Origin of the sequence: Microcoleus sp. K4-B3 (assembly GCF_036704615.1) — a bacterium.
GTDB lineage: Bacteria > Cyanobacteriota > Cyanobacteriia > Cyanobacteriales > Microcoleaceae > Microcoleus.
The window spans coordinates 22,147-48,679 of the sequence record NZ_JAUBSF010000049.1 but is presented as its reverse complement, the minus strand read 5'-3'; the positions used below and the strand labels follow the sequence as shown (position 1 = coordinate 48,679).

At 46.4% G+C, this 26,533-nt stretch carries 25 protein-coding genes and 1 pseudogene; 13 read left to right on the top strand and 13 right to left on the bottom strand.

The window, feature by feature from the left end:
- Positions 1 to 420 precede the first annotated feature (420 nt).
- The 8 genes and pseudogenes from QUA78_RS19910 to hflX form a co-directional block, all read right to left on the bottom strand.
- Positions 421 to 1,002, bottom strand: coding sequence for a hypothetical protein (locus QUA78_RS19910; RefSeq protein ID WP_333303672.1), 582 nt, complete (start codon positions 1,000 to 1,002; stop codon positions 421 to 423).
- 167 nt (positions 1,003 to 1,169) lie between these two features.
- Positions 1,170 to 3,008 carry a CHAT domain-containing protein gene (locus QUA78_RS19905; protein WP_333303671.1) on the bottom strand — a complete coding sequence of 613 codons (1,839 nt, stop codon included), beginning with the start codon at positions 3,006 to 3,008 and terminating at the stop codon, positions 1,170 to 1,172.
- 108 nt (positions 3,009 to 3,116) lie between these two features.
- Complete coding sequence (locus QUA78_RS19900) at positions 3,117 to 4,256, bottom strand: Gfo/Idh/MocA family oxidoreductase (protein WP_333303670.1); 1,140 nt, start codon at positions 4,254 to 4,256, stop codon at positions 3,117 to 3,119.
- A gap of 111 nt (positions 4,257 to 4,367) precedes the next feature.
- Positions 4,368 to 5,073 (bottom strand): annotated as a pseudogene (locus QUA78_RS19895) (IS1 family transposase).
- Positions 5,074 to 5,205: 132 nt separating this feature from the next.
- A complete protein-coding gene (gshB, locus tag QUA78_RS19890) occupies positions 5,206 to 6,192 on the bottom strand; it encodes a glutathione synthase (protein WP_333303669.1) in 987 nt (328 codons plus the stop codon).
- A 67-nt stretch (positions 6,193 to 6,259) separates the two neighbouring features.
- Positions 6,260 to 6,523, bottom strand: a complete 264-nt coding sequence (gene grxC / locus QUA78_RS19885) for a glutaredoxin 3 (RefSeq protein ID WP_333303668.1) — start codon at positions 6,521 to 6,523, stop codon at positions 6,260 to 6,262.
- 193 nt (positions 6,524 to 6,716) lie between these two features.
- Positions 6,717 to 7,262 (bottom strand): PEP-CTERM sorting domain-containing protein, encoded by a 546-nt coding sequence (locus QUA78_RS19880; RefSeq protein WP_333398981.1) that lies wholly within the window; start codon positions 7,260 to 7,262, stop codon positions 6,717 to 6,719.
- A 481-nt stretch (positions 7,263 to 7,743) separates the two neighbouring features.
- A complete protein-coding gene (gene hflX / locus QUA78_RS19875) occupies positions 7,744 to 9,339 on the bottom strand; it encodes a GTPase HflX (protein WP_333303666.1) in 1,596 nt (531 codons plus the stop codon).
- A 49-nt stretch (positions 9,340 to 9,388) separates the two neighbouring features.
- Here hflX and QUA78_RS19870 point away from each other — a divergent pair, with 49 nt between their 5' ends.
- The 5 genes from QUA78_RS19870 (at position 9,389) to QUA78_RS19850 (ending at position 12,692) form a co-directional block, all read left to right on the top strand.
- Positions 9,389 to 9,514 carry a hypothetical protein gene (locus tag QUA78_RS19870; protein WP_263053573.1) on the top strand — a complete coding sequence of 42 codons (126 nt, stop codon included), beginning with the start codon at positions 9,389 to 9,391 and terminating at the stop codon, positions 9,512 to 9,514.
- Positions 9,515 to 9,918: 404 nt separating this feature from the next.
- Positions 9,919 to 10,131 (top strand): chlorophyll a/b-binding protein, encoded by a 213-nt coding sequence (locus QUA78_RS19865; RefSeq protein WP_006634547.1) that lies wholly within the window; start codon positions 9,919 to 9,921, stop codon positions 10,129 to 10,131.
- Between the two features lie 300 nt (positions 10,132 to 10,431).
- Positions 10,432 to 10,710 carry a Photosystem I reaction center subunit PsaK gene (locus QUA78_RS19860; RefSeq protein WP_333303664.1) on the top strand — a complete coding sequence of 93 codons (279 nt, stop codon included), beginning with the start codon at positions 10,432 to 10,434 and terminating at the stop codon, positions 10,708 to 10,710.
- A gap of 605 nt (positions 10,711 to 11,315) precedes the next feature.
- Positions 11,316 to 12,008 carry an SRPBCC family protein gene (locus QUA78_RS19855; protein WP_333303663.1) on the top strand — a complete coding sequence of 231 codons (693 nt, stop codon included), beginning with the start codon at positions 11,316 to 11,318 and terminating at the stop codon, positions 12,006 to 12,008.
- A 309-nt stretch (positions 12,009 to 12,317) separates the two neighbouring features.
- A complete protein-coding gene (locus tag QUA78_RS19850; RefSeq protein WP_333303662.1) occupies positions 12,318 to 12,692 on the top strand; it encodes a signal peptidase I in 375 nt (124 codons plus the stop codon).
- Here QUA78_RS19850 and galK read toward each other — a convergent pair.
- Positions 12,682 to 13,761 (bottom strand): galactokinase, encoded by a 1,080-nt coding sequence (gene galK / locus QUA78_RS19845; RefSeq protein WP_333303661.1) that lies wholly within the window; start codon positions 13,759 to 13,761, stop codon positions 12,682 to 12,684. The genes QUA78_RS19850 and galK overlap by 11 nt on opposite strands.
- A 277-nt stretch (positions 13,762 to 14,038) precedes the next feature.
- Here galK and rsmA point away from each other — a divergent pair, with 277 nt between their 5' ends.
- Positions 14,039 to 14,860: a 16S rRNA (adenine(1518)-N(6)/adenine(1519)-N(6))-dimethyltransferase RsmA gene (gene rsmA, locus QUA78_RS19840; RefSeq protein ID WP_333303660.1), complete on the top strand. Its 822-nt coding sequence runs from the start codon at positions 14,039 to 14,041 to the stop codon at positions 14,858 to 14,860.
- Positions 14,861 to 14,939: 79 nt separating this feature from the next.
- Here rsmA and QUA78_RS19835 read toward each other — a convergent pair whose 3' ends face one another.
- Positions 14,940 to 16,466 carry an ATP-binding protein gene (locus tag QUA78_RS19835; RefSeq protein ID WP_333303659.1) on the bottom strand — a complete coding sequence of 509 codons (1,527 nt, stop codon included), beginning with the start codon at positions 16,464 to 16,466 and terminating at the stop codon, positions 14,940 to 14,942.
- A gap of 90 nt (positions 16,467 to 16,556) precedes the next feature.
- On the opposite strand from QUA78_RS19835, the gene ispE reads away from it, so the two are divergent.
- From ispE to QUA78_RS19805, 6 genes are all read left to right on the top strand, one after another.
- Positions 16,557 to 17,534 carry a 4-(cytidine 5'-diphospho)-2-C-methyl-D-erythritol kinase gene (ispE, locus tag QUA78_RS19830; RefSeq protein ID WP_333303658.1) on the top strand — a complete coding sequence of 326 codons (978 nt, stop codon included), beginning with the start codon at positions 16,557 to 16,559 and terminating at the stop codon, positions 17,532 to 17,534.
- Between the two features lie 182 nt (positions 17,535 to 17,716).
- Entirely contained in the window at positions 17,717 to 18,064 is a 348-nt protein-coding gene (locus tag QUA78_RS19825; protein ID WP_333303657.1) for a DUF3082 domain-containing protein, read from the top strand.
- A gap of 75 nt (positions 18,065 to 18,139) precedes the next feature.
- Positions 18,140 to 18,766, top strand: a complete 627-nt coding sequence (locus QUA78_RS19820; RefSeq protein WP_333303673.1) for a DUF488 domain-containing protein — start codon at positions 18,140 to 18,142, stop codon at positions 18,764 to 18,766.
- On the top strand, positions 18,744 to 19,196 hold the full coding sequence (locus tag QUA78_RS19815) for a DUF488 domain-containing protein (RefSeq protein ID WP_333303656.1): 453 nt from the start codon (positions 18,744 to 18,746) through the stop codon (positions 19,194 to 19,196). Before QUA78_RS19820 ends, QUA78_RS19815 begins: the two co-directional genes overlap by 23 nt.
- A gap of 65 nt (positions 19,197 to 19,261) precedes the next feature.
- Positions 19,262 to 19,942 (top strand): dual OB domain-containing protein, encoded by a 681-nt coding sequence (locus QUA78_RS19810; RefSeq protein ID WP_333303655.1) that lies wholly within the window; start codon positions 19,262 to 19,264, stop codon positions 19,940 to 19,942.
- Positions 19,943 to 20,047: 105 nt separating this feature from the next.
- Positions 20,048 to 20,785: a hypothetical protein gene (locus QUA78_RS19805; protein ID WP_333303654.1), complete on the top strand. Its 738-nt coding sequence runs from the start codon at positions 20,048 to 20,050 to the stop codon at positions 20,783 to 20,785.
- Between the two features lie 71 nt (positions 20,786 to 20,856).
- Here QUA78_RS19805 and QUA78_RS19800 read toward each other — a convergent pair whose 3' ends face one another.
- The 3 genes from QUA78_RS19800 to QUA78_RS19790 are packed head-to-tail and all read right to left on the bottom strand — an operon-like array spanning position 20,857 to position 22,832.
- Positions 20,857 to 21,480: a type I restriction enzyme HsdR N-terminal domain-containing protein gene (locus tag QUA78_RS19800; RefSeq protein ID WP_333303653.1), complete on the bottom strand. Its 624-nt coding sequence runs from the start codon at positions 21,478 to 21,480 to the stop codon at positions 20,857 to 20,859.
- Positions 21,481 to 21,540: 60 nt separating this feature from the next.
- Positions 21,541 to 22,218 (bottom strand): Uma2 family endonuclease, encoded by a 678-nt coding sequence (locus tag QUA78_RS19795; RefSeq protein ID WP_333303652.1) that lies wholly within the window; start codon positions 22,216 to 22,218, stop codon positions 21,541 to 21,543.
- 59 nt (positions 22,219 to 22,277) lie between these two features.
- A complete protein-coding gene (locus QUA78_RS19790; RefSeq protein ID WP_333303651.1) occupies positions 22,278 to 22,832 on the bottom strand; it encodes a type II toxin-antitoxin system Phd/YefM family antitoxin in 555 nt (184 codons plus the stop codon).
- Positions 22,833 to 22,924: 92 nt separating this feature from the next.
- On the opposite strand from QUA78_RS19790, the gene metH reads away from it, so the two are divergent.
- Entirely contained in the window at positions 22,925 to 26,476 is a 3,552-nt protein-coding gene (gene metH / locus QUA78_RS19785; protein ID WP_333398980.1) for a methionine synthase, read from the top strand.
- Positions 26,477 to 26,533 lie beyond the last annotated feature (57 nt).

Here is a 26,533-nt window from a genome sequence, read left to right as displayed (position 1 = left end):
ACTTTGACTAAATGGTTCGTTGAAATCTTTTGTCGAAGTGAGTGAAATTTTGGATCATTTTTTCGTTGGAACACTCTTAGTGATCTAGGAGAGAAGTCAGAAGCAATCGAACGCAATGATTTCAGCAATTAAGAAGTCCTAACCGTCACGCGCGGTGGCTATAACAGCAACAGATCCTTGATATTATGTGCGATCGAACAACCGCAATAAAATTCGTTTGTAGTGAGGACAGAGAATCCTCATAAAACTACTAGGAGTGTCAACGTGTCTACAAATCAAATAGGATCGCTATATTAAAGTATAGCAATCCATCTAGTTTAACAATTAGACTAATTTGACATCTAGCTAAAGGTAGATAAATTTTATATTTATTTAAAAAAATAACCGCGATCCCAGCACAAAAACCCAGTCATCAAACAATTAATCAGAAATTGCTAATTCCGAGATTGCATAGCGGGCGACAGCTAAACTAACTCTCGCCTGTTCTATTTCCGACAATTCTGCCCAAGGTCTTCTAGTCGCCACGACCAATTCCACCCCTTCCGAATCTACCTCTCGCATTGCATAAGCCAAAGGACGCGCCAACACCTGCAAATCTTCCTCAGCCCACTGAGGCAAAATATCTAACACGCACTCTACCATTTGGTCAGCTAAAGATTGATACTTAACAGTTGCGTTTTGAACGCTTTGAGCGATGCGGGCCAGAAAATCTTGAGGAACGAGAGCAAATTTCTCACGCAAAGACTTTTGCACAGCAGTCGCCAGCCAAACTTGTTCTAATTGCGCGAATAAAACTTGCGACTTCTGGGCAATATCGCTGTCGCTGAAGGAATCAGACAGTGCAAATTCCTGTTCTAGGGCAGCCAAATAAGATTCTGATTCAAGCTGTGCCGGATTCCAGGGATAAGCAACATCAGTCTGAACAATTGTGGCGAGAAGTTCCATCTGGGCCTGAGTTTGCGAGTCGCGAAAATATTGGGAATCAGGAGATTGGGTAGCCATGATGTAATACCTCAGGGGGAAAAGGAAAATTATAGAAGGGGGACTGTGCCAAGAGCTAGTTGCGAGCTATCAGTGGTAAGTAACTCTTTTAAATTCAGACTGGAGATTCAACGCCCAGAACTTTGCTGTGCCGCTCGCCCCTCGCCTTCATTAGCTACACCCGCATCTTAATTCGTTCCGCAATCAGTCTCACTGTACCCCGAAGTTTTGGGAACCTCAATAGTAAACTCAAAAATCTGACCTTGAGAACTGCCAAATTTTAGTTGAGTGCCACTGCGCAGCAGCAATTCTTGGTGGTGAACTCTCAGCCATCCCTCAGAGCCCAAAACTAGAGTCCCGTAGCGAGAAAAATCCCGCAGGAAGTAGCTAGGTTCTTCCCGGCTATCTCCGATACTGTTTCTGCAGAAAATCTCGGCGTGTTTTTGAGAAACCCACTGTTCTCGAATCACTACGTCGTTTTCTTCCCAGCGTCCGACTCGAACCATACCCGCGCGAATCGGCCAAACCTGATTGGTCGATTCGGTGGATTTGGCATTTGGTCGATCGCGCCCCCGCAAGTAAGCACAAGACGGCAAGCGTCCCAGCCAAGTAGAAGAATTTAAAGGCAATTCAGTTTTCAGGTCATCTACCGGCTCAGTTAGTTGACCGTCAAACTCAGGGTGCATATACAGCACCGGCAGCGTCCAAGCCGGTTGATTGAACTTGTAAAGCGTTAGTAGCTGCTGTCTGGCGACGGCGACGGCCCGATCGACCGACATCCGCCCGGCCAAAGCTTGGGCAAAAGTTTGGATAAAACTCAGGGCCTCGCGATCGGCGATCGAGTCCCGCATCCCCAACACCGCAGGCACCCCGTGATGGATCAGTACCTCAGCCAAACTGCTGCGGGCGATCGCCTGTTGCTGGCCGTTAGTTGAGTGCAACCTCTCCACCGCCGGCTGAGCACCCCAGCAGGCATTAAACACCGCCAGCGTCACGCGGCACCGAACTAAAACCTGAGCCAGTTCAGTGCCATTAATCGCGGTTTCCGGCCCCAAAAACAGCAAGCCGCCGTCGGGACCCGGTATCCCGTGACCGGCGTAGAACAGAATGTTGTAAGTTTGCGTTTCCAGCCGAGAAATTAGTTCCGCCGCAGTAGGTTCGATCAAAGTATCGACGCGAGTCGGAACGCTGATGTCAAAATATTTGCCGCTGTCGTCGATTTGAAAAGCGCTTTCCAGAACGCCAGCTAGGGCGAGTGCTTCTGCTTCCAACTGCAAATGACCGTTATTGCTCCTGGAAAAAAGAGAATTAGCACCGCGACCGGGTTCTGCTTGTCCCAAAACTAGCAAAATGTTGAGCGACTCTGCAGGATGCAGGGGCGGCAAAGGTTCAACATTGCTGGTAGTACGGCTGAAAAGCAGTTGCTGCGACAGAGAAATGGCCGGTTGACCGGCTTGAGGCTGCATAATTTCCCAAGGCAAAGCAATTAAATACGGTTCGCGCAAGTCTATGCGGACTCGCAGGGGTAGATTTTGCCCGATCGCGATACCTTTACTTTCCTGGAGACTACCTTGAATCGGCCCTTCAAACAGCCACTGCCAAAGATTAATCCCCAAATGCTGCATCAGGCGACTGCTGTAGCTGGCTGGTGGTGGCGGCGGATTCTGCTCCCCCCTGTCGCCCCACCCCACTTGACCGAGGTGGATCGGCACAGAGGGCGCCGGTGGAGGTAGCTGTAGCGAGTGAGGGGTTCGTTGTTCAGTTTGTGCCAGTATATTCTGGCTGTTTTCCGGCGAGACGAAACTGCCATCTGGATTTAGGGGCAATTCGTGAATTGTCCCGGAAGGCGAAAACATTTCCTGCCAAGCTTTCCATGATTGGGATAGGGTATCGGGCCACATACAGTCGTGGTGAACGTACCCGCTGGGATAAGGAGCTTGTAGAACCCAAGTGGCAAAATGGTTTGCCCCAGCGGTTCTCAGGCGAGCGATCGCTATACTGAGGCAAGGACTTTCAGGGCGCGCCATTCACAACTATCGACTCTGGATATAGGGTTGGATTGAGTTTATCTATTCGTAGTTTATCGGGTTTGGGGTGCGATCGAGTGCGCGAGATTGCTTTGGGAGTTATTACTTTTACTTAGTGCCCAAAAATTTATCTAAATTCGGTAAATCTACCCAAGTTCCCGTAGCATTCGACTCCTGGGTCAAATCCATCAACAACTGCGAGTAAACCCCTTCTCTGAGCGAGGGTATCAACGATTGACCCGCATCTATTGCTTCTACCCACCTATCTACTACTCGAATAAACGGTGCAATTCTCCCGTCTGGATAAACTTGAGGAAACTCCAATCTTTGAGGAATTTTGATTTCAGCTAAAGGTTCTCCACCTTGGGAACCCCACAAGCGAAATCCGTGTACGTAATCTTGCTGGTTGTCGCTTCCCAACACCAACGTACCCTTACTCCCGTATATTTCCACCCAGTGTCCCCGCCCTTGATAAGTAACAGAACTCAAACAAACCTGACAAGGCGTTCCCCCGGCTAATTCCAACATCAACGTGCAAGAATCATCTGCATCAACTAATTTAAAATTTCCCGAATCATTGGGGTCTGGCCGCGCCGAAATTCCTGTAATCAATTGCCCAGAAAGCCTCTGCGGGGGGCCGAACAGCCAGCTAATATAATCAAAAACGTGAGAACCTGTCGCGCCCAAAACTCCGCCGCCTCGCTCTTTTTGCGCGTACCAATTCCAAGGGCGAGTAGCATCAGCACGGCTCGAAACCAGCCAATCAATCTTAATTAAGCGCTTTTCTCCCACATATCCTGCTGCCAATAATTCTGCTAGCATTTGCCATGCGGGGATGAAGCGAAACTCAAAGTCCATTGTGGCAATTGCTCTCGCACCACCCTTTTTTAAATCGGTTTGAGATTCGTTGTTTGCCAATCGATAAAGTTCCCTGGCTTCATTGGCTGTCAGGGCTGTGGGTTTTTCTAATAATAAATGCTTGCCTGCTTCTAAGACGGTTTTTGCCATTTCATAATGCAAAAATGGCGGCGTGGAAATGCTGGCACCCGCTACTTCTGGGATGGCTACTATATCGGCGATCGAGTCGCAAGCGTAGGGGATATTGTGGGTAGAGGCGATCGCCTTTGCTTTGTCTAAGTTCCGGTGGTAAACAGCCACAACCTCTGTCCGGTGATGTGCCTGGAATCCGGGAAGGTGCACTTTTTGACCGAAACCTGTACCGACTACTGCAACGCCAATTTTTGACATAATTTAATAATTGGGAATTGGGAATTGGGAATTAGGAATTGGGAATTGGGCATCGGGCATTGGACATTGGGCATTGGGCATTTGTAGCAAATAACAAATGGCGTTGCTGAATCAAGGTATGAATGCCCCAGGAATGGGAATATCGTGAAATTTTAAGTAATGTATTAATAACTTAATAGAATGCTCGAGCATTTTCTCACATTTAGAATAACAAAGAGTCTTGCGATGTAGTCTGGCTATCCGGATGTCTTAGTCTTGTATTTTCCCCTTCTAAGGAGTGTCATATAAGTCTTACTGATAATCTGACACCCATCAGGAATAAACATGGGATATACAGACCATCCATCAGTTACATAAAAGTAGCATTTCCATGCACTTACTTTGTCCCATAATGGTTCAAATGTCTTAGCACTACGATCCCCTAATACCCATCCTAAAATTCCTGGTTGAAAGTGGTCAACCGCCGTCGGCAACCAGATTTTGTCTGTTTTTTTTTACATAAGTTTGTAATTCATCGAGCTCACCAACTTCTGGAATGACTTCAGGGTCATAAACATCTGGTAACAGTTTTCCGACTTGTTTTACCCAATTTATTACCGTGGTATGATGAACTCCCTTAACTCGTTCTATCGCCCGTAAACCCATACCATTGACGTACATTTTTAGGCAATCACGTTTGATGCTCTCGCTATAACCAAGGGTGGGGTTCATACTGATTAATGAATTGACGACCACATTGGACACAAATGTGATTCTGTTTTCCTTTCTTCTTGCCATTTTTACGGATATGGGTTGATTTACATTCTGGGCATTGCATAAATTATTCCTCCTATTCATACTCTAACTCAGCAACGCCTAACAAATAACTAATGACTTCTACATCGGCCTGACGGTCGATAATTAATCCGTGTATTTGTGTCCTAATCTGTGTCGTGCTTTCCTCCTTCCCTCATCCTTCTTCTTTCTTCCTTCTTCCTTCTTCCTTCTCCACCCATTCTATTACTTGTTTGCCCAAACAAACGCCGTCAAACAAGTCAATTTCTCTGATCCCTGTAGGGCTGGTGACATTAACTTCTGTGAGATAACCGCCAATAATATCAATGCCAACAAAGTAGAGTCCGTCCCGTTGCAGCACTGGTTCTAACTGAGCGCAAATTTGCAGTTCGCGATCGGTAATTTCGGTTTTTGCGACTCGGCCACCGACGGCCATGTTGCCGCGAAATTCATTGCCCGTGGGAATACGGTTGATAGCACCGATGGGCTTGCCGTTTAACAAGATAATCCGTTTATCTCCGTCTTTGGCTTCCGGCAGATAAGTCTGAACCATCACTGGAATTTGCCCTTGTTGAGTGCTAATTTCGACCAGGGAGTTGAGATTGCGATCGCCCGCTTCCAAAAACAAAATCCCCTCGCCAGCTTTGCCGCCCAAGGGTTTAAGAACTGCCGCTCCTTTTTTCTCAACAAATTGCCGAATTACCTGCTTGTTTTGAGAAACAATTGTCTCGGGGATCGCTCCCTCAAATTGCAAAGCATACATTTTTTCATTCGCCGCCCGCAATCCTTTGGGACTGTTAACTACCAAAGTTTTAGCAGGATTAATGCCGTCTAGAAGGTAAGTAGCGTAGAGGTAAGGAATGTTGACTGGGGGGTCTGTCCGCATAAATACTGCGTCCATTGCTTCGAGAGGCTGCAAAGTAGGCTGTTCCACGTTGTACCAAGCTTCAGCAGCCTCCCAGCGTCCATCTACCAGTTTTACTGGGGTGAGCGCTACCCGACTGAGCATTGCCCAAGTTTTCCCGCCGATGACGCTTAATTCGTTGGCTTGAGTCGCCCAGACTTCGTGACCCAACTCTTGAGCTGCCTCCATCAGCGCTACGCTGGTATCGTGTCCTGGAATTAGTCGCGCGAGGGGATCGATGATGAATGCAAATTTCATTGTCAGTTAAAATTAAGAAGTGGTCGCCGGAAAATTTGGGCTAACTGAAAATTCCACAGGGCATGCCTCATTTTGCTGCTAGCAGCGGATCGAGCAGGCCTTGAGTATCGAGTTGGTGGATCTCGTCGCAGCCACCTATGTGTTGGTCGTTAATGAATATCTGGGGGAGGGTGCGACCTCCGTTGGCTCGATCGGTCATTTGATCTCGTGCTGCTTCATCTCCGTCGATCGCGTACTCTGTAAAATCCACCCCTTTTCGCTTCAGCAGTGCTTTGGCACGAATGCAAAACGGGCAGGTTCTCCAAGTGTAAATTTCTATTTTAGGGGTCATCGGACGCTCAAATAATAACTATATTTTTTAATTGTAATCTTAACCAATCTTATTTAATTTTTATATAATAGTTGCAGCAAGCTGTAAAGTTATTATTTATACAATTTTCTTTAATTTTACCCTAAAAATAAAAAAAACACCCGCGCTTGAAAAAACGGAGAGAGTTTGAAAACAAGCAGCAGGTTGGGCCTGCCTACCGTTGCTGACCAACCTGCTTGTTTCGTCTTCTGCCGGAACAGATGATTCCTGCGCCTGTCACCATGAGTCCTACCACCGTACCCGGTTCAGGGATAGTAGCTCTTGACCCCTCGGAGGTGGAGGTGGTGTATATGTTTCCCAAGTCCCCCGCAGCGGGCGCCGTTAGTGGTGGTTCGGTTGCGGGTACTTCCTGTACCGGGTCTGCGGGTGGTGATTCAACTACCTGTTCTTGCTGTACCGGGTCTGGTATGACTGCTGGTGATGATTCAACTACCTGCTCTTGCTGTACCGGGTCTGGTATGACTGCTGGTGATGATTCAACTACCTGCTCTTGCTGTACCGGGTTTCGCAGGGATGCTGCTGATGATGAGGTTGTTGCTGATTGCTCGCTGCTTGCCTGGGCTTTGGCGCACTCACTTGAAAAGTTTCCGGGCCCGCACACATCGACTGCTGAAGCCGGAGGGGCAGCAGCTAGATAGTAAAACGCTGTTGCCATTGTGGCAGAGAGTCCAATTGCTAGTTTTGCCAGTGGCGTAAACATAACTATTTAGTTAAACAGTGGTAAAATCTGAAAATAGAAATAGTCCTAGAGATTAGCGCTGCACGACGGGCAAGGATTTTACACTTCTTACAATAAATGGATGTTTTCTTTCGCGGGCGCCTGTAAAAGATAGTATAGCGCTTGAGGTGACCGCCCAAACACTTTAATAATATTATTCTCTTTCACCTTGACGTCGCGTACCGTGGTTTGCACTAGGTAGTGGTTTGCACAGAGTGAAGCAACATCTTTTGGCAACCTCTCAACCAACAGCCGTTACAGCCATTAACAAAGAATGTTTTTACCTTGACCGCCGCCTCCTGAAATTAATTATTTAACCGAGCGCAAACGAGAGCTGCTGTATTGTACTTTGCAATGCACAATCTGACTACTCTTTTATAATCTCATGGTTCGACGATATCTGTCCTCAGTATATGTACGTGTATTCCTGACTGTCAACCAGTTAAAAGGAATATTTAAGTATTTACCGAGGGTAGAGGGCGTATTGAATGAGCTGAGCTAGTCGATCGCGGAGACTTTCCATCCCGAGACCTTTGGCCGCGGAAATAAATACGGCTTGAGGAAACTCTTCTCGGGCGAGGGCGAGAGTCTCTCCATCTACGGCATCAATTTTGTTAAAAACTACAAGGGCTGGCCCGGGAGTTACGGGCATATCTGTCAAAATATTCATCACCGATCGAATTTGGCTCTGCCACGCGGGATGGGAGAGATCGACGAGGTGCAGCAAAGCATCGGCATCAGTGACTTCTTCGAGGGTAGCCCGAAAAGCGTCGATCAAGGCGGGGGGCAGTTCGCGAATAAAGCCCACTGTATCTGTGAGGACGATCGACAGCGGTTCCCCAGTGACAGTGCCAGGAATGGTCAACCGTCGCGTTGTGGGGTCGAGGGTGGCAAATAACTGGTCGGCGGCATAAACCTCGGAATTGGTGAGCAGGTTGAGCAGAGTCGATTTACCGGCGTTGGTGTAGCCGACGATCGCCACTGAGGGTACGTCGTGATGATGGCGGTTCTGCCGCAGCCGGAAGCGGTGGGCCAGCAGTTGATTTACTTCTTGCTGCAATCGAGAAATTCGTTTGGCGATCGTCCGCCGTTCGGTTTCAAGTTTGGTTTCCCCGGGGCCTCTGGTACCGATGCCGCCACCCTGTCTCGACATTGCCTGACCGCGACCTCTGAGCCGGGGCAGGGCGTACTCTAGCTGAGCGAGTTCGACTTGCAATTTACCCTCGCTCGATCGAGCTCTTTGGGCAAAGATGTCGAGAATTACCTCTGTGCGATCGACTACGCGAATACCTATCTGAGTTTCCAAGTTCCGTATTTGTGCGGGGGCCAGGTCGCGATCGAATACCACGAGGTTAGCGCTAATCGTCTGAGCGGTGAGGGAAATTTCCTGAACTTTGCCTTCGCCGACGACTGTTTGCGGATGGGGGCGCGATCGTTTTTGGCGCACTGTTTGCAGCACCTGACCCCCGGCGCTTTCAACCAGCCGCGTGATTTCTGCGAGCCCGTCCTCAAAATCCAACTGAGTCATGTGCTGAGTCATTACACCTACTAACAGCACTTTGTCTTGGTCTGCATCGACCTGCTTAGCGACAAACTCTGCTTCAAACTCTGCTTCGAGTCCTTCCACCAAATCCAGAAAGTCTTGGTCGGCGAGTTCGTCCAAATTCAGCGGTTCTGATATTTTCCAGGGAAAGTGTTGAGTTTTGATTGGTGACTTTTGAATTGAAGGCTCTTCTATTTCATCAGTTGAATCTGGTTCTAACTGAGCGCTCAAAACAGAGAACTCAAAATTTGGCTGGTCTCCCTGGGGTATCAAGTGAGCGAGATAAGTTTCTTGGATGTAACCAGTCGCACCGCCGCCGCGGCGCTGAAATCCTCCGCCGGTCAGTGTCAGCCAAACGAGGGCATCCAGGCGCTGAATTGCCATTGCTGTGAGGGCTGCTTCGCTTGGGGTTTCTGGCTTCAGGTGGGTGGCGATGCAGCGAATGCCGCTGAGGCGACCTCCCCCGTAGCGGGGCAGTTCTAAGGGCGCAATCTGCGTTTGGCGGGGTGTACCCACGCCGACGCGAATTACTTGTCCGCGGCGGTTGATGTAGGTGCAGATTGGTTTGTCTATTTCCGTGCTGATGGCGGCGACGCGCTGGGCGAATTCTGCTGTGGTGATGCGGTCGCCCGGTAGTCGCTGGTGGTACAGCTTTTCGAGTTGCTTGAGCTGGCTGGACTTTAAACCTTGAAGATTGCCGTAGATGGTTTCGATAACTGTTTCTCCCGATCGATCTGTTTATCTCCTATTTTAGTTAACTCAAGGGCGATCGTGTTCGGGTTTTAAGTTGAAATTTACTAAATTTTCTTGCCTCTAGCAGAGCGCGGATTCAGTATTGTCGAGTCAAAAGCGCCGTTGTTTGTCGCTGCAGGGCGATCGGGCATTTCACTGCAGCCCTCTAAACTTGCGGTTGTATTCAGTATCTACAGATACAGGATCTCGCTGAAAAATTTCTCGTAACAAAAGTTAACACTTTTTTTCTTGTTTCAAAATCCTCCTTTAGACTTGTGTTTAGCTTGAGCCTACAGGCAGATATCCAAGCAGAAATTAGGTCGCTACCATGAGAAGCGAAACATTGTTAAGGAATGTAAAAACATGGAAACTCGTCCTACTAACTTGCCTCCTACGGCTAATGCCTACAACGGCAAAGATCGGAATGCCTTTCTGTTTGGCTTCAACCCGCAAGCAGAACTTTGGAACGGTCGCTTAGCGATGATCGGTTTCTTAGCTTATTTGCTTTGGGACGCCGCTGGATATAGCGTTCTGCGCGACATTCTTCACTTTCTGCCTACCTACATTGCTCACTAATGAGTAGCTGTATTTCCTGTCTGGCAGCGTGAGTAAATGCCGCCCTTGCCAGACAGGCTCAAAGTTACAAATGGCAGCGACTATGGTTGTGTCCCTTTGTATCTTTCGTTACTTTTGAATGGCATTAAAAGATTTTTTGCTGTGATTCGACAATTGCGGGTGGGGGCGATCCGCTGGAGCGGTGAATATTGAGAGTAAAACAGATATTTATTGCGTAAAGTCGATCGCCCCTGCTGTATTTTTGGCAAGAAATTTCATCGAGCATCTCTGTATAGTCTACGAAAAATAGGAGCATCAACGATGATTAACTCAAATTTACTGGCAGTAATAGAATCCACTCTGACTGACACAGCATCAGGAAATTGGCAAAAACCGATAGTGATGTTTGTTTGCAATGTCTTAGCATTGCTAGTTCTCAGCCGCGTAATTTGGCATCCCCGCGTGGGGCCGAAAATGCCTTTGCCCTTCCCGTCTCTGTTCAACAATGTTAGCGTACCCGCATTTCTGGCATCAATGAGCGCAGGTCATTTGCTGGGAGTATTCACGATTTTGACCCTCGGCATCGACAAGTATATTTAGGAGCAATTGCGCGGCTGTTGTGGCGATTGGTTGCAGCTATACGGCCGTTTCAAAGGTGCAAAAAGTTTGGGTAGGGGTAAGTGAAAAGCACTCACCCCTAATTTGAAATTAAGAGCGGGACTTACGCAGAAACTGGTTTTTTTACGATGCACCCTACAACTTAGGCAAAATACGAAAGTTCGATCGACTTGTCAAATGCCTCACTTAAATAAAGCCTTTAAAAATCGAAATATTATGAATGCTGACCTTCATCAGCCAGGGTACAAGCCCCCGGATTCATCCGTGCAGAAAGAAAAAACATAGTATCCGATAACCAGCCCCCGGATGAATCCGTGAGGTCGCTTTATCCAATTCTTCAATCGATTATAGCATCCGATAACCAGCCCCCGGATGAATCCGTGAGGTCGCTTTATCCAATTCTTCAATTCTTCAATTCTTCAATTCTTCAATCGATTGACGAACCCTACAGCTACTCCTTACTTTAGGTAGAGGCAGGGGGGTTTGCAGTTGAGATAGATTCTTAAAAAATGAAAAAAATTCTGCCGAGTTGATTAGGGACTGTCGATCGTATATTTTTCGCTATTATATTGACGAGGTTTAAAACAATGGAATCTACATCAATCACAAATTCCGACAAACAAAACCAAACTAACAGCGGCGATACCGAACGCTGGGCATCTTTAATTGGCGGCGGGGCGCTGGTGCTTTTTGGTTTGTCACAGCGTTCTTTGCGAGGTGCTTTGCTGGCGGTTGCGGGCGGCGGTTTAGCAGCGCGCGGGCTGGGGGTTGTGGAGGGTTTGCAGTCGGCTGCCGATCCGAATCAAAGCATTAAAGTTGAAAAGACAGTGACGATCGACAAACCGGCTGATGAATTGTACCGTTTCTGGCGCGATTTTGAAAATTTGCCTCGGTTTATGAAGCATCTCAAACACGTTGCGGTGATTGATGAAAAACGTTCTCACTGGATTGCCAGCGCGCCGATCGGCAACAGTGTAGAATGGGATGCAGAGATTGTCCGCGAAGCAGAAAATCGCTTAATTGCTTGGGCGTCTGTGGAAGGGGCTGATATTGACAATTCGGGTTTTGTACGCTTTCAACCGGCACCCGCAGGACGCGGTACTGAGGTAAAAGTTGTCATCGAATACAACCCTCCGGGCGGTGCAATTGGTGCTGGCGCTGCTAAACTATTTGGCGAAGCTCCCGAACAGCAAATTGCCGACGATTTGCGCCGCTTTAAGCAGTTGATGGAAGCTGGGGAAATAGCGACTGCGGAGGGTCAACCTTCGGGCCGCAAGTAATAAGTTAGATGGTGTCCCCCGATCTAACTCACATCTTGCACCTTTCTCAGAACAGGCAAGATGCCTGTTCCACAAAGAGTCAATTTCTTGTGGGGTGGGCATCCTGCCCGCCCCTCAAAAGCTTATTGAAAATGGTGCAAGATGTCATATCTAACTAACATCTTGCACCATTCTCAGAACAGGCAAGATGCCTGTTCCACAAAGAGTCAATTTCTTGTGGGGTGGGCATCCTGCCCGCCCCTAAAAAGCTTATAAAAAATGGTGCAAGATGTCCGATCTAAGCATCTTTGTTTTTTACCTGATTAGCTGATGTCATCTCAAGTGGTTTTCGGAAATGCGGGCGCTGAAGGTGCAAGTCGGGGCGGTTGGTTTGCGGGTCATTTTATGACGCCTGAAGACGACGCCCGATCGACTTCTGTTTTAGAGGTAAAATGGGGCACTCACCCCGCCGGAGATTCGAGGACTCAGTGGGCGGTCAATGCGGCAGCCACGACGCTTTCTATCCTGGTAAAAGGGCGGTTTCGCCTGCAATTTCCAGAGCAAGAAATTTTGCTGTCTCGCGAAGGAGATTATGCTCTCTGGCTGCCGGGAGTGCCTCATTATTGGTCTGCCGAGGAGGATTCGGTAATCGTGACTGTGCGGTGGCCTTCCCTACCGGGAGATAGTTCTGGAATTAAGAATTAACTGTAATTTCGGGAACCAAAACGCGGCCGCTATAACCCGCGCGCTGGTAGCGATCGATCGCCTCGGATGCGATCGCACCCGCTTTCCCACTCTCCACCAAGGCTACGCAAGCACCGCCAAAACCTCCGCCCGTCAGCCTTGCGCCGAAGACTCCGGGGATTGACTGCAAGATGGCCGCCAGCGTGTCTACTGCCGGCACCGAAACTTCGTAGTCGTCGCGCTGGCTGGCGTGGGAAGCATTCATTAACTCGCCAAAACGTTTTGCTGGCAAAGATTTTACCGCTGCGAGCACGCGGTTGTTTTCGGTAACGACGTGGCGCGCTCGCCTCCTGAGGGGTTCCGGCAATACTTCCACTGCTTGGGGATCGGCGATATCCCTGAGAGCTTTAACTCCCAATATGCGCGCGGATTCCTCGCACTCGGCGCGTCGCTGGTTGTAGCCGCTTCCTGCTGCTAGTTGGTGGCTTTCGCCACTGTCAATTATTAAAATTTCTGTGTTTGTGGGAAAAGGTATCGGACGGCATTCGAGGCTGCGGGTGTCGATCAATAGCATGGTGTTGGTGTCTGCTAAACTCGACGCCATTTGATCCATAATGCCGCAGTTCAAGCCGGCATACCGGATTTCGACTTGCTGTCCGATTTGGGCTAGGCGCACGTCGTCTAGGGGGAGGTTCAGCAGCGCGCGCACTCCTCTGAGGGTTGCTATTTCTAAAGCGGCGCTGCTGGACAAACCGGCTCCGATCGGCACAGTCGAGGTAATGTAGAGATTTATGGGCGGTATTTTGTATCCTTCTTTTTCTACAAGTCTCAGGCAGCCACAGATATAACTGACGAATTTTTGCGGTATGGTATCGTCGTCTGAAAAATTTATGAGTTCGTCATATTCTGCTGAATAAACATGGTGTCGATCGTCACTGCTGAAGCCGATTTGTACTGTGGTGCGCTGGGGAATCGCAGTTGGAAGTACAAATCCATCGTTGTAGTCTGTGTGTTCGCCCAGCAGGTTTACTCGGCCGGGGGCGCTGGCTGTGGTTTTGGGTAATGTACCAAATACTCGTTGGAATTTCATTTTTGGGGAAGTGGTAATTGGTTATTTGTTATTTGTTATTGGTTATTTGTTATTGGTTATTTGGAAAAACAGCTATTAGTGTCTGCGTGACTTACGTGTTGTGCTGTTGGTAATTGGGAAGAAATAAATTTATTTTTTATCGTTTGTTCTTATTATAGTGCCCAATTTTTTTGGTTAATTCAACCCCTGTTAACAAAAATAAACATCACCGTAGGTTGGGAAAAGATATTGAGCTGTGATAGAATGACAGGCTAAGATTTCTCCAAAAATTCAAAAAATGCGATCGACCCGACCCCGAAAACAGTTTGCTCAACATTGGCTCAAAAGCGAGAAAGCCTTAGATAAGATTGTGAAAGCGGCTTCTTTGGATCGCGATCGCGTCCTGGAAATTGGGCCGGGTACGGGGATTTTGACTCGACGCTTGCTGCCTGCGGCTGAGTCTGTTGTTGCTGTGGAGATCGATCGAGATTTGTGTCTCAAGCTAGCCAAACAACTCGGCAAAACCGACAATTTTTTACTGCTACAAGGCGACATCCTGGAAATGGACTTAGAGGCTGAATTAACGGCTTTTCCCAAATTCCAAAATCCCAATAAAGTTGTTGCCAATATTCCTTATAATATCACCGGCCCGATCCTGCAAAAACTGCTGGGAACGATATCTGTTCCTGCTGCTAAACCCTTCGATTCGATCGTGCTGTTAGTGCAGAAAGAAGTGGCCCAAAGGCTTTACGCTAAACCGGGTTCGACAGCTTTTGGCGCGCTGTCAGTGCGGGTGCAGTATTTAGCAGAATGCGAGTTAATTTGCGATGTGCCGTCTAAAGACTTTTTTCCGCCTCCAAAAGTCGATTCTGCCGTGGTGCGGCTGCTTCCCAGACAGATAGAAACTGCGGCGGTTAATCCGCGCTATTTGGAGAATTTAGTTAAGTTGGGATTTGGTAGCAAGCGCAAGATGCTGCGAAATAATTTGAAAGGGGCTGTGGATTTAGATAAACTCGTTCACTTGTTAGAAGAGTTACAGATAAATCCTCAATCTCGCGCTGAAGATTTAAGCGTGGCGCAATGGGTAAATTTGAGTAATAATATGATGTGCGAGGTTTGAAGTTCAGGATTTTGTTAGATACCCGAATTCTTAAAGTGGTGCGGGATTCTGGGTATTCTGTTTTTTGAGATAGGCTTACTTATTTCAGCCTCATGGGAATTTTAATAATAAATTCCGCACCTTTCCCCGGTGCAGAAATACACTGCAATTCGCCTTTATGTCTTGCTGTGATAATTTGATAGCCGATCGATAAACCCAATCCTATGCCTTTGCCTACTGGTTTAGTGGTAAAAAATGGATTAAATAACTGGTTCCTCACGGATTCTGTTATTTCTGACCCGTTGTTGCTAATTCGGATTTCTACCACTTCACTGTCTAAAATTTGAGTAGAAATTTTAATCTGGCGGGGATTAGCTTCATTGGCTGCAATCGACTGGCTGTGGCTGTCCTCTTCTAAAGCATCAATAGCATTAGCCAGGATATTCATAAACACTTGATTTAGCTGTCCGGGATAGCACTCTATTTGGGGTAAATTGCCATATTCTTTGATAACTTGAATGCTCACCAAACCCGGATTAGCATTCAATCTGCTTTGCAAAATCATCAGTGTGCTGTCAATTCCTTCGTGAATGTCGGCTAATTTCATTTCTGCTTCATCATGGCGAGAAAAAATTCGCAGCGACTTGACAATACCGAGAATGCGCTCGGCACCTTTTTTTATAGAAATTAATATTTTGCGCAGGTCAGATTTGATAAAATCTAAATCTACAGACTTGAGTTTTTCTTTAACTACGGGTAGGGGATTGGGATACTGCTCTTGATAGATATTGACCACTTCTAGCAAACTATCGGCATACTCGCGAGCGGGAGTAACATTGCCGTAAATAAAGTTAATCGGATTGTTGATTTCATGAGCAACCCCAGCAACCAATTGCCCTAAAGATGACATTTTTTCGCTCTGAATGAGGTTGGATTGAGCCTGCTTCAATTCAGACAATGCTTGTTCGATCTGTTGAGTTTGACATTTTAACTCTGCGGTGCGTTCCTCAACTCTAATTTCTAATTCTTCTTTAGCTTTTTGTAGTGCAGCTTCTGCTAATTGGCGCTCGACAATTTCAGATGCTAGGAGTCGGTTGGCTAATTCTAAATTTTGAGTTTGAGACTTTAACTCTCCGGTGCGTTCCTCAACTCTAATTTCTAATTCTTCTTTAGCTTTTTGTAGTGCACATTCTGCTAATTGGCGCTCCACAATTTCCGCTTCTAAGAGTAAATTTGCGGATTCTAACTGGGCGGGACTGGGAAGTGCTAGGGCTTGAGGCATTAAGTCTACCAAAAGTATGGCTGTAGCAAATGAAATTATGGCAGTAATTGCTTTCATTGTTCCTGAAACCCAATAGGTAGGATACCAAAGCGTCCAAACTTCAAATATGTGAGTGATCCCGCAGGCGACGATAAAGCCTCCAAACATCGCAAAGATCCAATCAAAGGGTAAATCTTCGCGTTTGGAAATAAAATAAACCAATGTAATCGGAATGGAAAAATACGCCAGTGCAATGATCGAATCTGAGGTAAGATGAAGCCAGACTAACGGGGTCTGCCAGAGATAGCAGTGACCGTGAGGAATAAATGGCCCGGAACTAAAAAAAGTTTTCCACATTTCCTGCATAATATTTCCTTTGAGTTGTGAGAAAATGGACTCGGACTGGTGTCAATTAATTTCAACCAGGGGTTTCTTTCACCTGCGGCTTAATCACCTATGCGTTCATATTCTCTGTTAGCTTCAGCAAAAATCAATCTGTATCTGGAAATCATAGGCGATCGCCCCGACGGATATCACGAATTGGCGATGGTACTTCAAAGCATAGATTTAGCCGATCGAATTGACTTGCGCGCGATCGGTACGGACACGATTCGCGTGCGCTGCGATCACCCGCAAGTCCCTCCTGATAAGAATAACCTGGCCTACCGGGCGGCGGATTTGTTGGCGAAGCAATTCCCCGATGCTTTGGCCAAATACGGCGGAGTCGAGATTGCCATTCACAAGCAGATTCCAGTGGCGGCGGGGCTCGCCGGCGGTTCGGCAAATGCTGCTGCGGTTTTAGTCGGGATGGATTTGCTGTGGCAATTGGGACTTACTCAGTCGGAGTTGCAAGAATTGGGGGGAACTTTGGGTTCGGATGTGCCTTTTTGCATTACTGGAGGTACGGCTTTGGCAACCGGTCGCGGGGATAAACTGTCGCCATTGCCTGATTTGGGGGGCTTTTCTGTGGTGTTGGCGAAGTACCGCAATCTCAGTATTTCTACGGCATGGGCGTATCAAACTTATCGCCAGCAGTTCAGTAGTTCCTATTGTGCAGCGGAAGATTTGGAGTGCCGCCGGGAACGGCTGCATTCGGGCCCGATGGTGGGGGCGATCGCCAAAAAAGATCGATCGAAAATTGGTCAATTGCTGCACAACGATTTAGAAAAAGTTGCTTTGCCTGTGTACCCGCAGGTGTTGCAGTTGCGGGAGGCTTTTGAGTCGGCGGGGGTTTTGGGCACGATGATGTCGGGTTCCGGGCCGACGGTGTTTGCGCTGGCGGAGTCTCCTGAGCAGGCTCAGCAGGTTTTGGAACGGGTTAAAAGTGCGATCGCTTCTCCCGATTTGGATTTTTGGGTAGCACAGTTTAGCAATACTGGAATTCAGATTTTTTCGGAGGGAAACGAGACGAAACCGCCGATTTCGAGGGTGTAACTCGAAGAGGGTGCGATCGCGATCTGAGTTAAATGCGTCTAACAGGCGATTGTCAAGATGAATCTAACTTTGCGCAGAGTCTATTGAGAGCGAAGAACTGATAAAATGTCATCCAACAGAGCTTTTAGTTTTGGTTAATTAACCAGAAATCTAAAATCTAAAATCTAAAATCTAAAATCGCAATGGCTGATTTAACTAATCCTAATTCTAGTTCTCAACCTCCAAGTTCTGCTGAGGATGCTTTGCCACCCAAGTCGCCAACAGTATTGCGGTGCCTGACTGGTTCGCTGATGGCGGGCAGCTTTGCGGTACCTTTGTACGCGCTAACTATGTCGATAGCTCAAAGTTTTGCAAGTAAGCCAGTTCATTCGGACAATATTACTGCGATTAAAATTTCGGTAGCCGTGCGAACTTTGGTAGTAGGAATGGCTGCTTTGGGGACGGGTGTTTTTGCTATGGCGGCTGTGGGTTTGATGCTGCTGGCCGTGCAAATTTTGATTCAAAATTTGGTGAAAAAACCCACAGGTTGAAGTCTATAGGTTGAAACAATCGGGCTACACAAACTCTCGTCCGCAAGGTAAAGAGTGAATAGTAAGATCGAAGCAATGGAATTATTTACGATCGGACACTCCAATCTGAGTATTGAAGCGTTTGTTTTGCTGCTGCAACAACACGGAATTACGGCGGTTGCGGACGTGCGATCGCATCCGTTCAGCCGTTATTTATCTCATTTTAATAAATCGGAAATTAAAGCTTATCTCTCAAGTGTCGGCATTCAATATGTTTTTTTAGGCAAAGAGTTGGGCGCGAGGCCGGAGGATTTAAGCTGTTACGATTCTAGCGGTAAAGCGTTATACGATCGCATAGCAGCAACTCCTCTATTTTCCCAAGGAATTCAGCGCTTGCTCAAAAACGCAGCCACTTATAAAATAAGTTTAATGTGTGCGGAAAAAGACCCGATTACTTGTCATCGAACTATTTTAGTTTGTCACAAAGTCAGAGAATTTAATTTACAAATTAATCACATTCTGTCCGATGGCAATTTAGAAGCGCACCAGCATTTAGAAGAAAGACTTTTGAGCAAGTTTAACAAAGGAAAAAAAAATAATGAGCCAATTCAGCTAAGCTTGTTTGAATTAGAGCCTCAAGTTAAACAGGAAATAGTTGATTTAGAAACAGCTTATTATCGTCACGGATTGGAAATCGCTTATGTCACAAAAGAAAGCAATTAATTTATTTACAATTGGTTTTACTCAAAAAAGCGCCGAGCAATTTTTTGATACTTTGATGAAAGCGGGAGTCCGCAGGGTGATAGATACGCGGCTGAATAATGTGTCGCAGTTGGCGGGTTTTGCTAAGCGGAAAGATTTAGAGTATTTTTTGCGAACAATTGGCAATATTGAGTACGTTCACATTCTGGATTTAGCGCCGACTCAAGAGATTTTGGATGATTATAAAAAGAACAAGGGAGATTGGGATGTTTATGAACAGAAGTTTTTGGAGTTGATGGGCGCTCGACAAATTGAACACAAAGTTTCATCGGATATTTTAGACGGCGGGTGTCTGCTTTGTAGCGAACCAAAACCTCATAATTGTCACCGCCGCTTAGTTGCTGAATATCTCAGCGAGAAGTGGAAAAATGTCACAATTAATCATCTTTGATTTATTAAAAATACTATATCATTGTCGGATGAATCTCAAATCTACAATCTCAAATCTACAATCGAATGGCTCAAATAATTTGTCTCGCTAATTCCTGGAAAAACGGCGACAGGTGCATCGCCGGAATTAATGAACTTCAATGTAAGTGGGTGCGTCCTGTTTCCGACTTACCAGATGGCCGAATTCCTAAAGCAATGTGGCTGATAAATAGACTTGAACCCGCGTTGTTAGATGTTCTAGAAATCCCTCTAGCCAAGACGGGACCGGACTTTGGCTTTGCGTGTGAAAATCTTTCTGTTTTACCGGGAGAATGGCGGCAATTAGGGAAAGTTCCGCCAGCATATTTGCTGAAATATTACAATAGTCAAGAGTATATTTTGCACAACGATTTGCGATATGTTACGGTGGAATATATGCAGTCTTTGCCAATGTGCGATCGCCTAACTTTGCAATTAGTCAAAGCAGTAAGATTTACGGTAAACGAGCCAATTAAAAGATTGCAAGGTGGTAATAAATGGAAAGGATCTATTGTCACGCAGCACGGTCAAAAATTGACTGCAACAATTACCGATCCGATGTTTATTAAAAACTTAGAATTGGGGTATCGACCGCAAAAAGCTTGTTTGGTAACAGTGAGTTTGAGTATGCCTTGGCGGCCCGATAATTGGGAGGGAGGTGACCCTTGTTGGAAGTTGATTGCGGGTGTGGTAGAGTTGTCGGAAGATGTGGTTGATGATGAAATTTAGTTTTGGCCAAAATGGGCGATCGATTATTTATTTTTTTTTATTTCCCGCAAAAACTCTGTTCGTGGTATAATTCTGCGGGACTGTAGCAGAAAGGGGTGCTTTTTGATGAAAGCAGAATTTTATTTTGACTGTCACAAATATATTTGCAGTTTAGTTCAAGTAGATTTTGTCAAGGAATTAAAAATAAAAAATCATCAAGGTTTTGTTTTGGCTGTTAAGCAAGGTGAAAAGATTGGACTTTTGGGAAAAAGTCGCCATAATGCTAAACAAGTTGATGTATCTAAGCCGCATTTTTATAATGTGATTAAAGCGGCCATGAGCGCTTTGGAATTAGAAACTAGAAATGAGGTGATATTAGATAGAAATCGAACTCTTGCTGATGCCGAAGAAATGATTCAGCAGCAAAACCGAGAAATTCGCGTTCTTAACGAACAGCTTAGAATGCTTGCGACTAAGGTTGAGGAATTGTCAAGGGAAAACCAGCAGTTATCTATGCAGCTAGTAGAGAAGGAAATCAGAGAAACTAAAATTAATCAAGAAATTGATAACTTTCCTGCTGCGGAGGAAGATTTAGCGGCGGCAGAAATTGAGCAGGGGATTGGAGAAGCTGAAATTATTCAAGAAATTGCACAATTGCCGAGTCAAAATTGTGGGTTGGACGTGCAGTCAAGAGAAAATTTACCGGATTATGAGGGAAGTGATGAAGAGGAAGAAACTACCGGAAGCGATGTTAAAAGTGTAGATATAGAAATTAGAGAAGAAGTAGAAGTTCAAGGAGGGGAAAGTGAAATTAAGCGGCTGCCTAAAAGACCTTCCAACAGAAAAATGAGAAAGAAATCTTAATGCTTTAGTTACAGAAGCGCTTTTCATCCATAATAGCGATCGCCCTTACATACTTTTTGCAATACAAAGACCTATTCCCTGAATAATTGAGCAAAGCGCTTTAACACCTTCAGAACCGTGTACAACCCATCCTCGCTCCGCAGCGGGAAAGAATAGGACTCAGCATACTTAGGTGTTTCTCGATTCGTCAATTTCAGGAATATAAAATCTATCCCATTCGTGACAAATCCCAAAGCAGGTTTTTCAGGATGAGGATTTCCCAGCATATATGCTAAAGCTTGCGGAATTCCAGCTTCTAGCGAGTATTGTGCCTTCTTTGCCTCAATTACCAATACCCAAAAATCTGGGGTAAAAACCAGTAAATCAAGCCTTCCTCTGACAATTGTCCCCTCATCTTCAGATTCAATTATCACCTCTTTTTCAGCACTCAAGTAAAAAGGAGCGCGATAAAAACCTGCTAGTCTTAACAGCGGAGACAGTACCACCAACTTGACGACAGGTTCTAAGATTTCATACTCGGATAAGTGAATGTAGTCACCCTTGACTTCATCTAGAGTTTGCTTTTCCAAATCCGTCAGTTCCGGTAAATCGTCTTGCCACTCTCGAAAAAATTGAGCATCGTCAGTGCGCTGCAATCCAAACTTTTCTATTAAGTCGCGCCGCTTGACATTTTGGGCTTGAATTATCTCCACCATGATTTTATCTCCTTGCCTTTTCTTTGATTATATCAGTTTTACAGTCTGTGATAATATTGCTTAGTCGCTCGACTCACTATTTGGCAATATCTCTGTAATTCTTGTCCGAAATAAACGGACGGCCGCTCTTTGTCCGATTGCCCTGCTTTGTTCAATAAATCCGGGTATTTCGGCGACCGGAAAAAATGGAAAAGCTAAACTTTGAGCAACTCGTTCGTATTGTCCCTCTACAAGTTGATACACTTCTAAGGTTTGCCGGCGGTATCTCCAAAGTTCGGGAACTCCCATAGCGGCATAAATTACGAATTTATTTAGAGAAGAATTTGTGTAGTCTGACTCTACAGCCAAATCCGGTGGCGGGTCTGTTTCTAAGTCAATATCTTTGCTTCTAACTAAAGCTTCGTTCTGGATATAGAAACAGGTATCCGGTTCGATCGCCCGAGTTAAATCTTCTCGTTCTAAAAGTAAAGAACCAACACTCATTACCTCGATTTCTAGATCGTCTGCTATGGATTCAACAAAAGTTTCTAGAAGTCGTTTAGGGACTTCATGTTCTTGATATGGCATTCTAATTTCTAATACTCCACTATCATAAGCAATTCTCCAAGCGCGATCGTCTCCGACATCAGCCAGCAACGCCTGAAAAGTTTGCCAGCTAACGCCTTTTAAAACAACCTTAGATTCGCGGATAATTTGCTCTGGGGCGGGAGCGGGCGGAGTTACTGTTTGCACGTTCATCTTGCGATTCCTCTCGATTTGTTGGCTCGCCAAACTACCATTTTAAAAAAAATATAACATTATTTCCTGGATAGATTCTCGGCTATCAGGTACTCCGGTATCCACAATCTATCTACAGACATGAGAATAGCTGCTGGCATACAAATATCAACATCCTCTCCCATCTCTTGCGTTGGTAGCAAACCAAATAATTGGTCAAATTCATTGACATCGGCTAAAATGTTATCAATATCCTCTACAAGTTCGTCTGGGTAAATGCAGTGGATTCCTCTTTCATCTTCATAATATGCCTCTTCTTCAGGTAAGAATTGCGAGGGTTTGAGTTCGGCAATCAAATAGTCCAGTTTTTCAAACTCTGATTCCAAAATTATTGCCCCTACATCTTCCCCGGCTTGCTGTAATAGAATCCGATCGCCCTTAAACATCACTCGTTTAATTGTGGCGATCGCATTTTCGCAAAATAGGTCAGCAGTTAAGCGAAAAAATCCCTCGCAACTCGCCCGTTTTCCCCCCGCAGCCTCGCCCACAACAGAATTTTGACAATTATCCAGGGCGATCGGTAAAATTACAGGTACGATCGAACTATTGTCAGCAGCATTAAATCCTTCAGTCATTAGTCGTTTGCCAACAGTCACATAATTGTTGACAATATTGCACAATAGATAAAATTGTAAATATATAGCACCTGCGTTTTTTTTGACCGCTTATGAATAGCAGATTCCTCGATCGACTCCACCACCCCTCGCGCCCCGTCATCGTCTTCGACGGCGCGATGGGAACCAACCTGCAAGTCCAAAACCTCACCGCAGAAGACTTTGGCGGCAAAGAATACGAAGGCTGCAACGAATATCTCGTCCACACCAAACCGGAAGCCGTCGCCAACGTGCACCGGGGATTCCTCGAAGCAGGGGCCGATGTCATCGAAACAGACACCTTTGGCGGCGCTTCCATCGTACTCGCGGAATACGATTTAGCAGACAAAGCATATTATCTCAACAAAACTGCCGCCGAACTCGCCAAGGGTATCGCCGCCGAATTTTCCACGCCAGAAAAACCTCGATTTGTCGCAGGATCGATCGGGCCAGGCACCAAATTGCCAACATTAGGACACATCGATTTCGACACACTCACCGCCGCTTTTGCGGAACAAGCAGAAGGACTTTATGACGGCGGCGTTGACTTATTTATTGTCGAAACTTGTCAAGATGTGCTGCAAATTAAATCAGCATTAAATGCCATTGAAGAAGTATTTAAGAAAAAAGGTGCGCGGATTCCGTTAATGGTATCAGTCACAATGGAAGCCACCGGCACAATGTTAGTCGGTTCCGACATCAGCGCCGCCCTAGCCATTTTGCAGCCGTACCCGATCGACATTTTAGGCCTCAACTGCGCCACGGGGCCCGATCGCATGGCCGAACACGTCAAATACCTTTCCGAACATTCGCCCTTCGTCGTTTCCTGCGTTCCCAACGCCGGTTTACCCGAAAACATCGGCGGACACGCGCACTACAAACTCACGCCAATAGAATTAAAGATGGCCTTGATGCGCTTTGTCGAAGACTTAGGCGTGCAAGTCATCGGTGGCTGCTGCGGCACCCGCTACGATCACATCCGCGAACTAGCAGAAATTGGCAAAACTCTAACACCCAAAATCCGCGAAATTACTTGGGAACCTTCCGCTGCTTCAATTTACACCGCCCAACCCTACGAACAAGAGAATTCCTTCTTAATTGTCGGCGAAAGACTCAACGCCAGCGGTTCCAAAAAATGCCGCGATTTGCTAAACGCCGAAGACTGGGACGGTTTAGTAGCAATGGCCAGGGAACAAGTGCGAGAAGGCGCGCACATTCTCGATGTCAACGTTGATTATGTCGGCCGCGACGGCGTGCGAGACATGAAAGAATTAGTTTCCCGCGTTGTGACTAATGCAACTCTCCCTTTAATGCTGGATTCCACTGAATGGGAAAAGATGGAAGCAGGCTTAAAAGTTGCAGGCGGCAAATGTTTGCTGAATTCCACTAACTACGAAGACGGAGAACCGCGTTTTTATCAAGTTTTGGAGTTGGCGAAAAAATACGGCGCGGGCATAGTTATCGGGACAATTGACGAAGACGGGATGGCGAGAACAGCCGACCAAAAATTTGCGATCGCCCAACGCGCATATAACGCCGCCGTCGCCTACGGAATTCCCGCCGAGGAAATCTTTTTTGACACTCTAGCATTGCCCATTTCCACCGGGATTGAAGAAGACAGAAAAAATGGCAAAGCTACCATCGAATCGATCCGCCGCATTCGCCAAGAATTGCCAGGTTGTCACGTCATCTTAGGAGTTTCTAACATCTCCTTCGGTTTGAATCCGGCGGCGCGGCAAGTTTTGAATTCGATGTTTTTGCACGAAGCAATGCAAGCCGGGATGGACTCGGCAATTGTCAGCCCTAATAAGATTTTGCCGATCGCCAAAATCGACCCCAAACACCAAGAAATCTGCCGTAAACTGATTTATGACGAACGGGAGTTTGACGGCGATATTTGCGTTTACGACCCCTTGGGCGACCTGACAACGGTGTTTGCGGGCAAAACTACCAAGCGCGATCGGACAGAAGACGCAAACCTCCCCGTCGAAGAACGCCTCAAGCAGCACATCATCGACGGCGAACGCATTGGGCTCGACATCCAACTCGCCAAAGCATTAGAAACCTATCCGCCCCTCCACATTATCAATACCTTCTTGCTAGACGGCATGAAAGTAGTCGGAGAATTGTTCGGTTCGGGACAAATGCAACTGCCATTTGTATTGCAGTCAGCCGAAACAATGAAAGCGGCAGTTGCCTATTTAGAACCGTACATGGAAAAGTCCGAATCCGGGGACAACGCCAAAGGAACATTTATCATCGCTACTGTCAAAGGCGACGTTCACGACATCGGCAAAAACTTAGTTGATATTATCCTATCAAACAACGGCTACCGAGTGATTAACTTGGGTATTAAACAGCCAGTTGACAATATCATCGAAGCCTACGAAAAGCACAAAGCCGACTGTATTGCCATGAGTGGCTTGCTGGTAAAATCCACCGCCTTCATGAAAGAAAATCTGGAAGTATTCAACCAGAAAGGAATCACGGTTCCGGTAATTTTGGGCGGCGCGGCTTTGACTCCCAAGTTTGTACATGAAGACTGCCAAAATACCTACAAAGGTAAAGTAATTTATGGCAAAGATGCGTTTTCAGATTTGCACTTTATGGACAAACTCATGCCAGCAAAATCTGCTGGAAAATGGGAAGACTTGCAAGGATTTTTAGATGAAATAGGGCATGACAATGGGGCGGTTAAAGAAGCTAAAGCTGCGCCAGAAACTTCTGTAGAAGAGGCAAAGAAAGCAGACACTCCTGTGGTGATAGATACCAGGCGATCCGAAGCAGTTGCAGCAGATATCGATCGCCCGACTCCTCCTTTCTGGGGAACAAAACTGTTGCAGGGAGAAGACATCCCCTTTGAGGAAATTTTCTGGCACTTAGATTTGCAAGCCTTAGTTGCCGGTCAGTGGCAGTTCCGCAAGCCAAAAGACCAATCGCGGGAAGAATACGATGCTTTCTTAGCTGAGAAAGTTTATCCGATTTTGGAAGAATGGAAACACAAAATTATCGCCGAAAAGTTACTGCATCCGCAAGCAATTTATGGGTATTTTCCCTGTCAAGCTGAAGGCAATTCTTTGTATTTATACCACCCAGAAATCATGGATGGCGGGCAAGATGTATCGACACCCGCTGCAACATTCACATTTCCCCGGCAAAAATCGGCGCGCAGGCTGTGCATTGCGGACTTCTTCGCCCCCAAAGAATCGGGTAAAATCGATGTATTTCCGATGCAAGTAGCGACAGTGGGAGAAATTGCTACAGAGTACGCGCAAAAGCTGTTTGCTAACCATCAATATACCGACTATCTCTACTTTCACGGGTTAGCGGTACAGACAGCGGAAGCAATAGCAGAATGGACTCACGCGCGAATTCGGCGCGAATTGGGATTTGGTAGCGAAGAACCGGACAACATTCGCGATATGCTGGCACAAAGATATCGCGGTTCGCGGTACAGTTTTGGCTATCCCGCTTGTCCGAACATGGCTGATCAGTACAAGCAACTGGAATTGTTAAAGTGCGATCGTATCAACCTCTACATGGATGAAAGCGAACAACTTTATCCCGAACAATCAACCACCGCAATTATCACCTATCACCCAGCAGCCAAATACTTCACCGCTTAATTTCTAGGGTGCGTCGCCCGCACATTCCTCGGTGAAACATTATACTCATTACCAGGC

Coding starts and splice junctions, on each gene's coding strand:
- QUA78_RS19910 (WP_333303672.1), bottom strand. CDS start 1,002: ATGGCTACCCAATCTCCTGATTCCCAATATTTTCGCGACTCGCAAACT.
- QUA78_RS19905 (WP_333303671.1), bottom strand. CDS start 3,008: ATGGCGCGCCCTGAAAGTCCTTGCCTCAGTATAGCGATCGCTCGCCTG.
- QUA78_RS19900 (WP_333303670.1), bottom strand. CDS start 4,256: ATGTCAAAAATTGGCGTTGCAGTAGTCGGTACAGGTTTCGGTCAAAAA.
- gshB (WP_333303669.1), bottom strand. CDS start 6,192: ATGAAATTTGCATTCATCATCGATCCCCTCGCGCGACTAATTCCAGGA.
- grxC (WP_333303668.1), bottom strand. CDS start 6,523: ATGACCCCTAAAATAGAAATTTACACTTGGAGAACCTGCCCGTTTTGC.
- QUA78_RS19880 (WP_333398981.1), bottom strand. CDS start 7,262: ATGTTTACGCCACTGGCAAAACTAGCAATTGGACTCTCTGCCACAATG.
- QUA78_RS19865 (WP_006634547.1), top strand. CDS start 9,919: ATGGAAACTCGTCCTACTAACTTGCCTCCTACGGCTAATGCCTACAAC.
- QUA78_RS19860 (WP_333303664.1), top strand. CDS start 10,432: ATGATTAACTCAAATTTACTGGCAGTAATAGAATCCACTCTGACTGAC.
- QUA78_RS19855 (WP_333303663.1), top strand. CDS start 11,316: ATGGAATCTACATCAATCACAAATTCCGACAAACAAAACCAAACTAAC.
- QUA78_RS19850 (WP_333303662.1), top strand. CDS start 12,318: ATGTCATCTCAAGTGGTTTTCGGAAATGCGGGCGCTGAAGGTGCAAGT.
- galK (WP_333303661.1), bottom strand. CDS start 13,761: ATGAAATTCCAACGAGTATTTGGTACATTACCCAAAACCACAGCCAGC.
- rsmA (WP_333303660.1), top strand. CDS start 14,039: ATGCGATCGACCCGACCCCGAAAACAGTTTGCTCAACATTGGCTCAAA.
- QUA78_RS19835 (WP_333303659.1), bottom strand. CDS start 16,466: ATGCAGGAAATGTGGAAAACTTTTTTTAGTTCCGGGCCATTTATTCCT.
- ispE (WP_333303658.1), top strand. CDS start 16,557: ATGCGTTCATATTCTCTGTTAGCTTCAGCAAAAATCAATCTGTATCTG.
- QUA78_RS19825 (WP_333303657.1), top strand. CDS start 17,717: ATGGCTGATTTAACTAATCCTAATTCTAGTTCTCAACCTCCAAGTTCT.
- QUA78_RS19820 (WP_333303673.1), top strand. CDS start 18,140: ATGGAATTATTTACGATCGGACACTCCAATCTGAGTATTGAAGCGTTT.
- QUA78_RS19815 (WP_333303656.1), top strand. CDS start 18,744: ATGTCACAAAAGAAAGCAATTAATTTATTTACAATTGGTTTTACTCAA.
- QUA78_RS19810 (WP_333303655.1), top strand. CDS start 19,262: ATGGCTCAAATAATTTGTCTCGCTAATTCCTGGAAAAACGGCGACAGG.
- QUA78_RS19805 (WP_333303654.1), top strand. CDS start 20,048: ATGAAAGCAGAATTTTATTTTGACTGTCACAAATATATTTGCAGTTTA.
- QUA78_RS19800 (WP_333303653.1), bottom strand. CDS start 21,480: ATGGTGGAGATAATTCAAGCCCAAAATGTCAAGCGGCGCGACTTAATA.
- QUA78_RS19795 (WP_333303652.1), bottom strand. CDS start 22,218: ATGAACGTGCAAACAGTAACTCCGCCCGCTCCCGCCCCAGAGCAAATT.
- QUA78_RS19790 (WP_333303651.1), bottom strand. CDS start 22,832: ATGACTGAAGGATTTAATGCTGCTGACAATAGTTCGATCGTACCTGTA.
- metH (WP_333398980.1), top strand. CDS start 22,925: ATGAATAGCAGATTCCTCGATCGACTCCACCACCCCTCGCGCCCCGTC.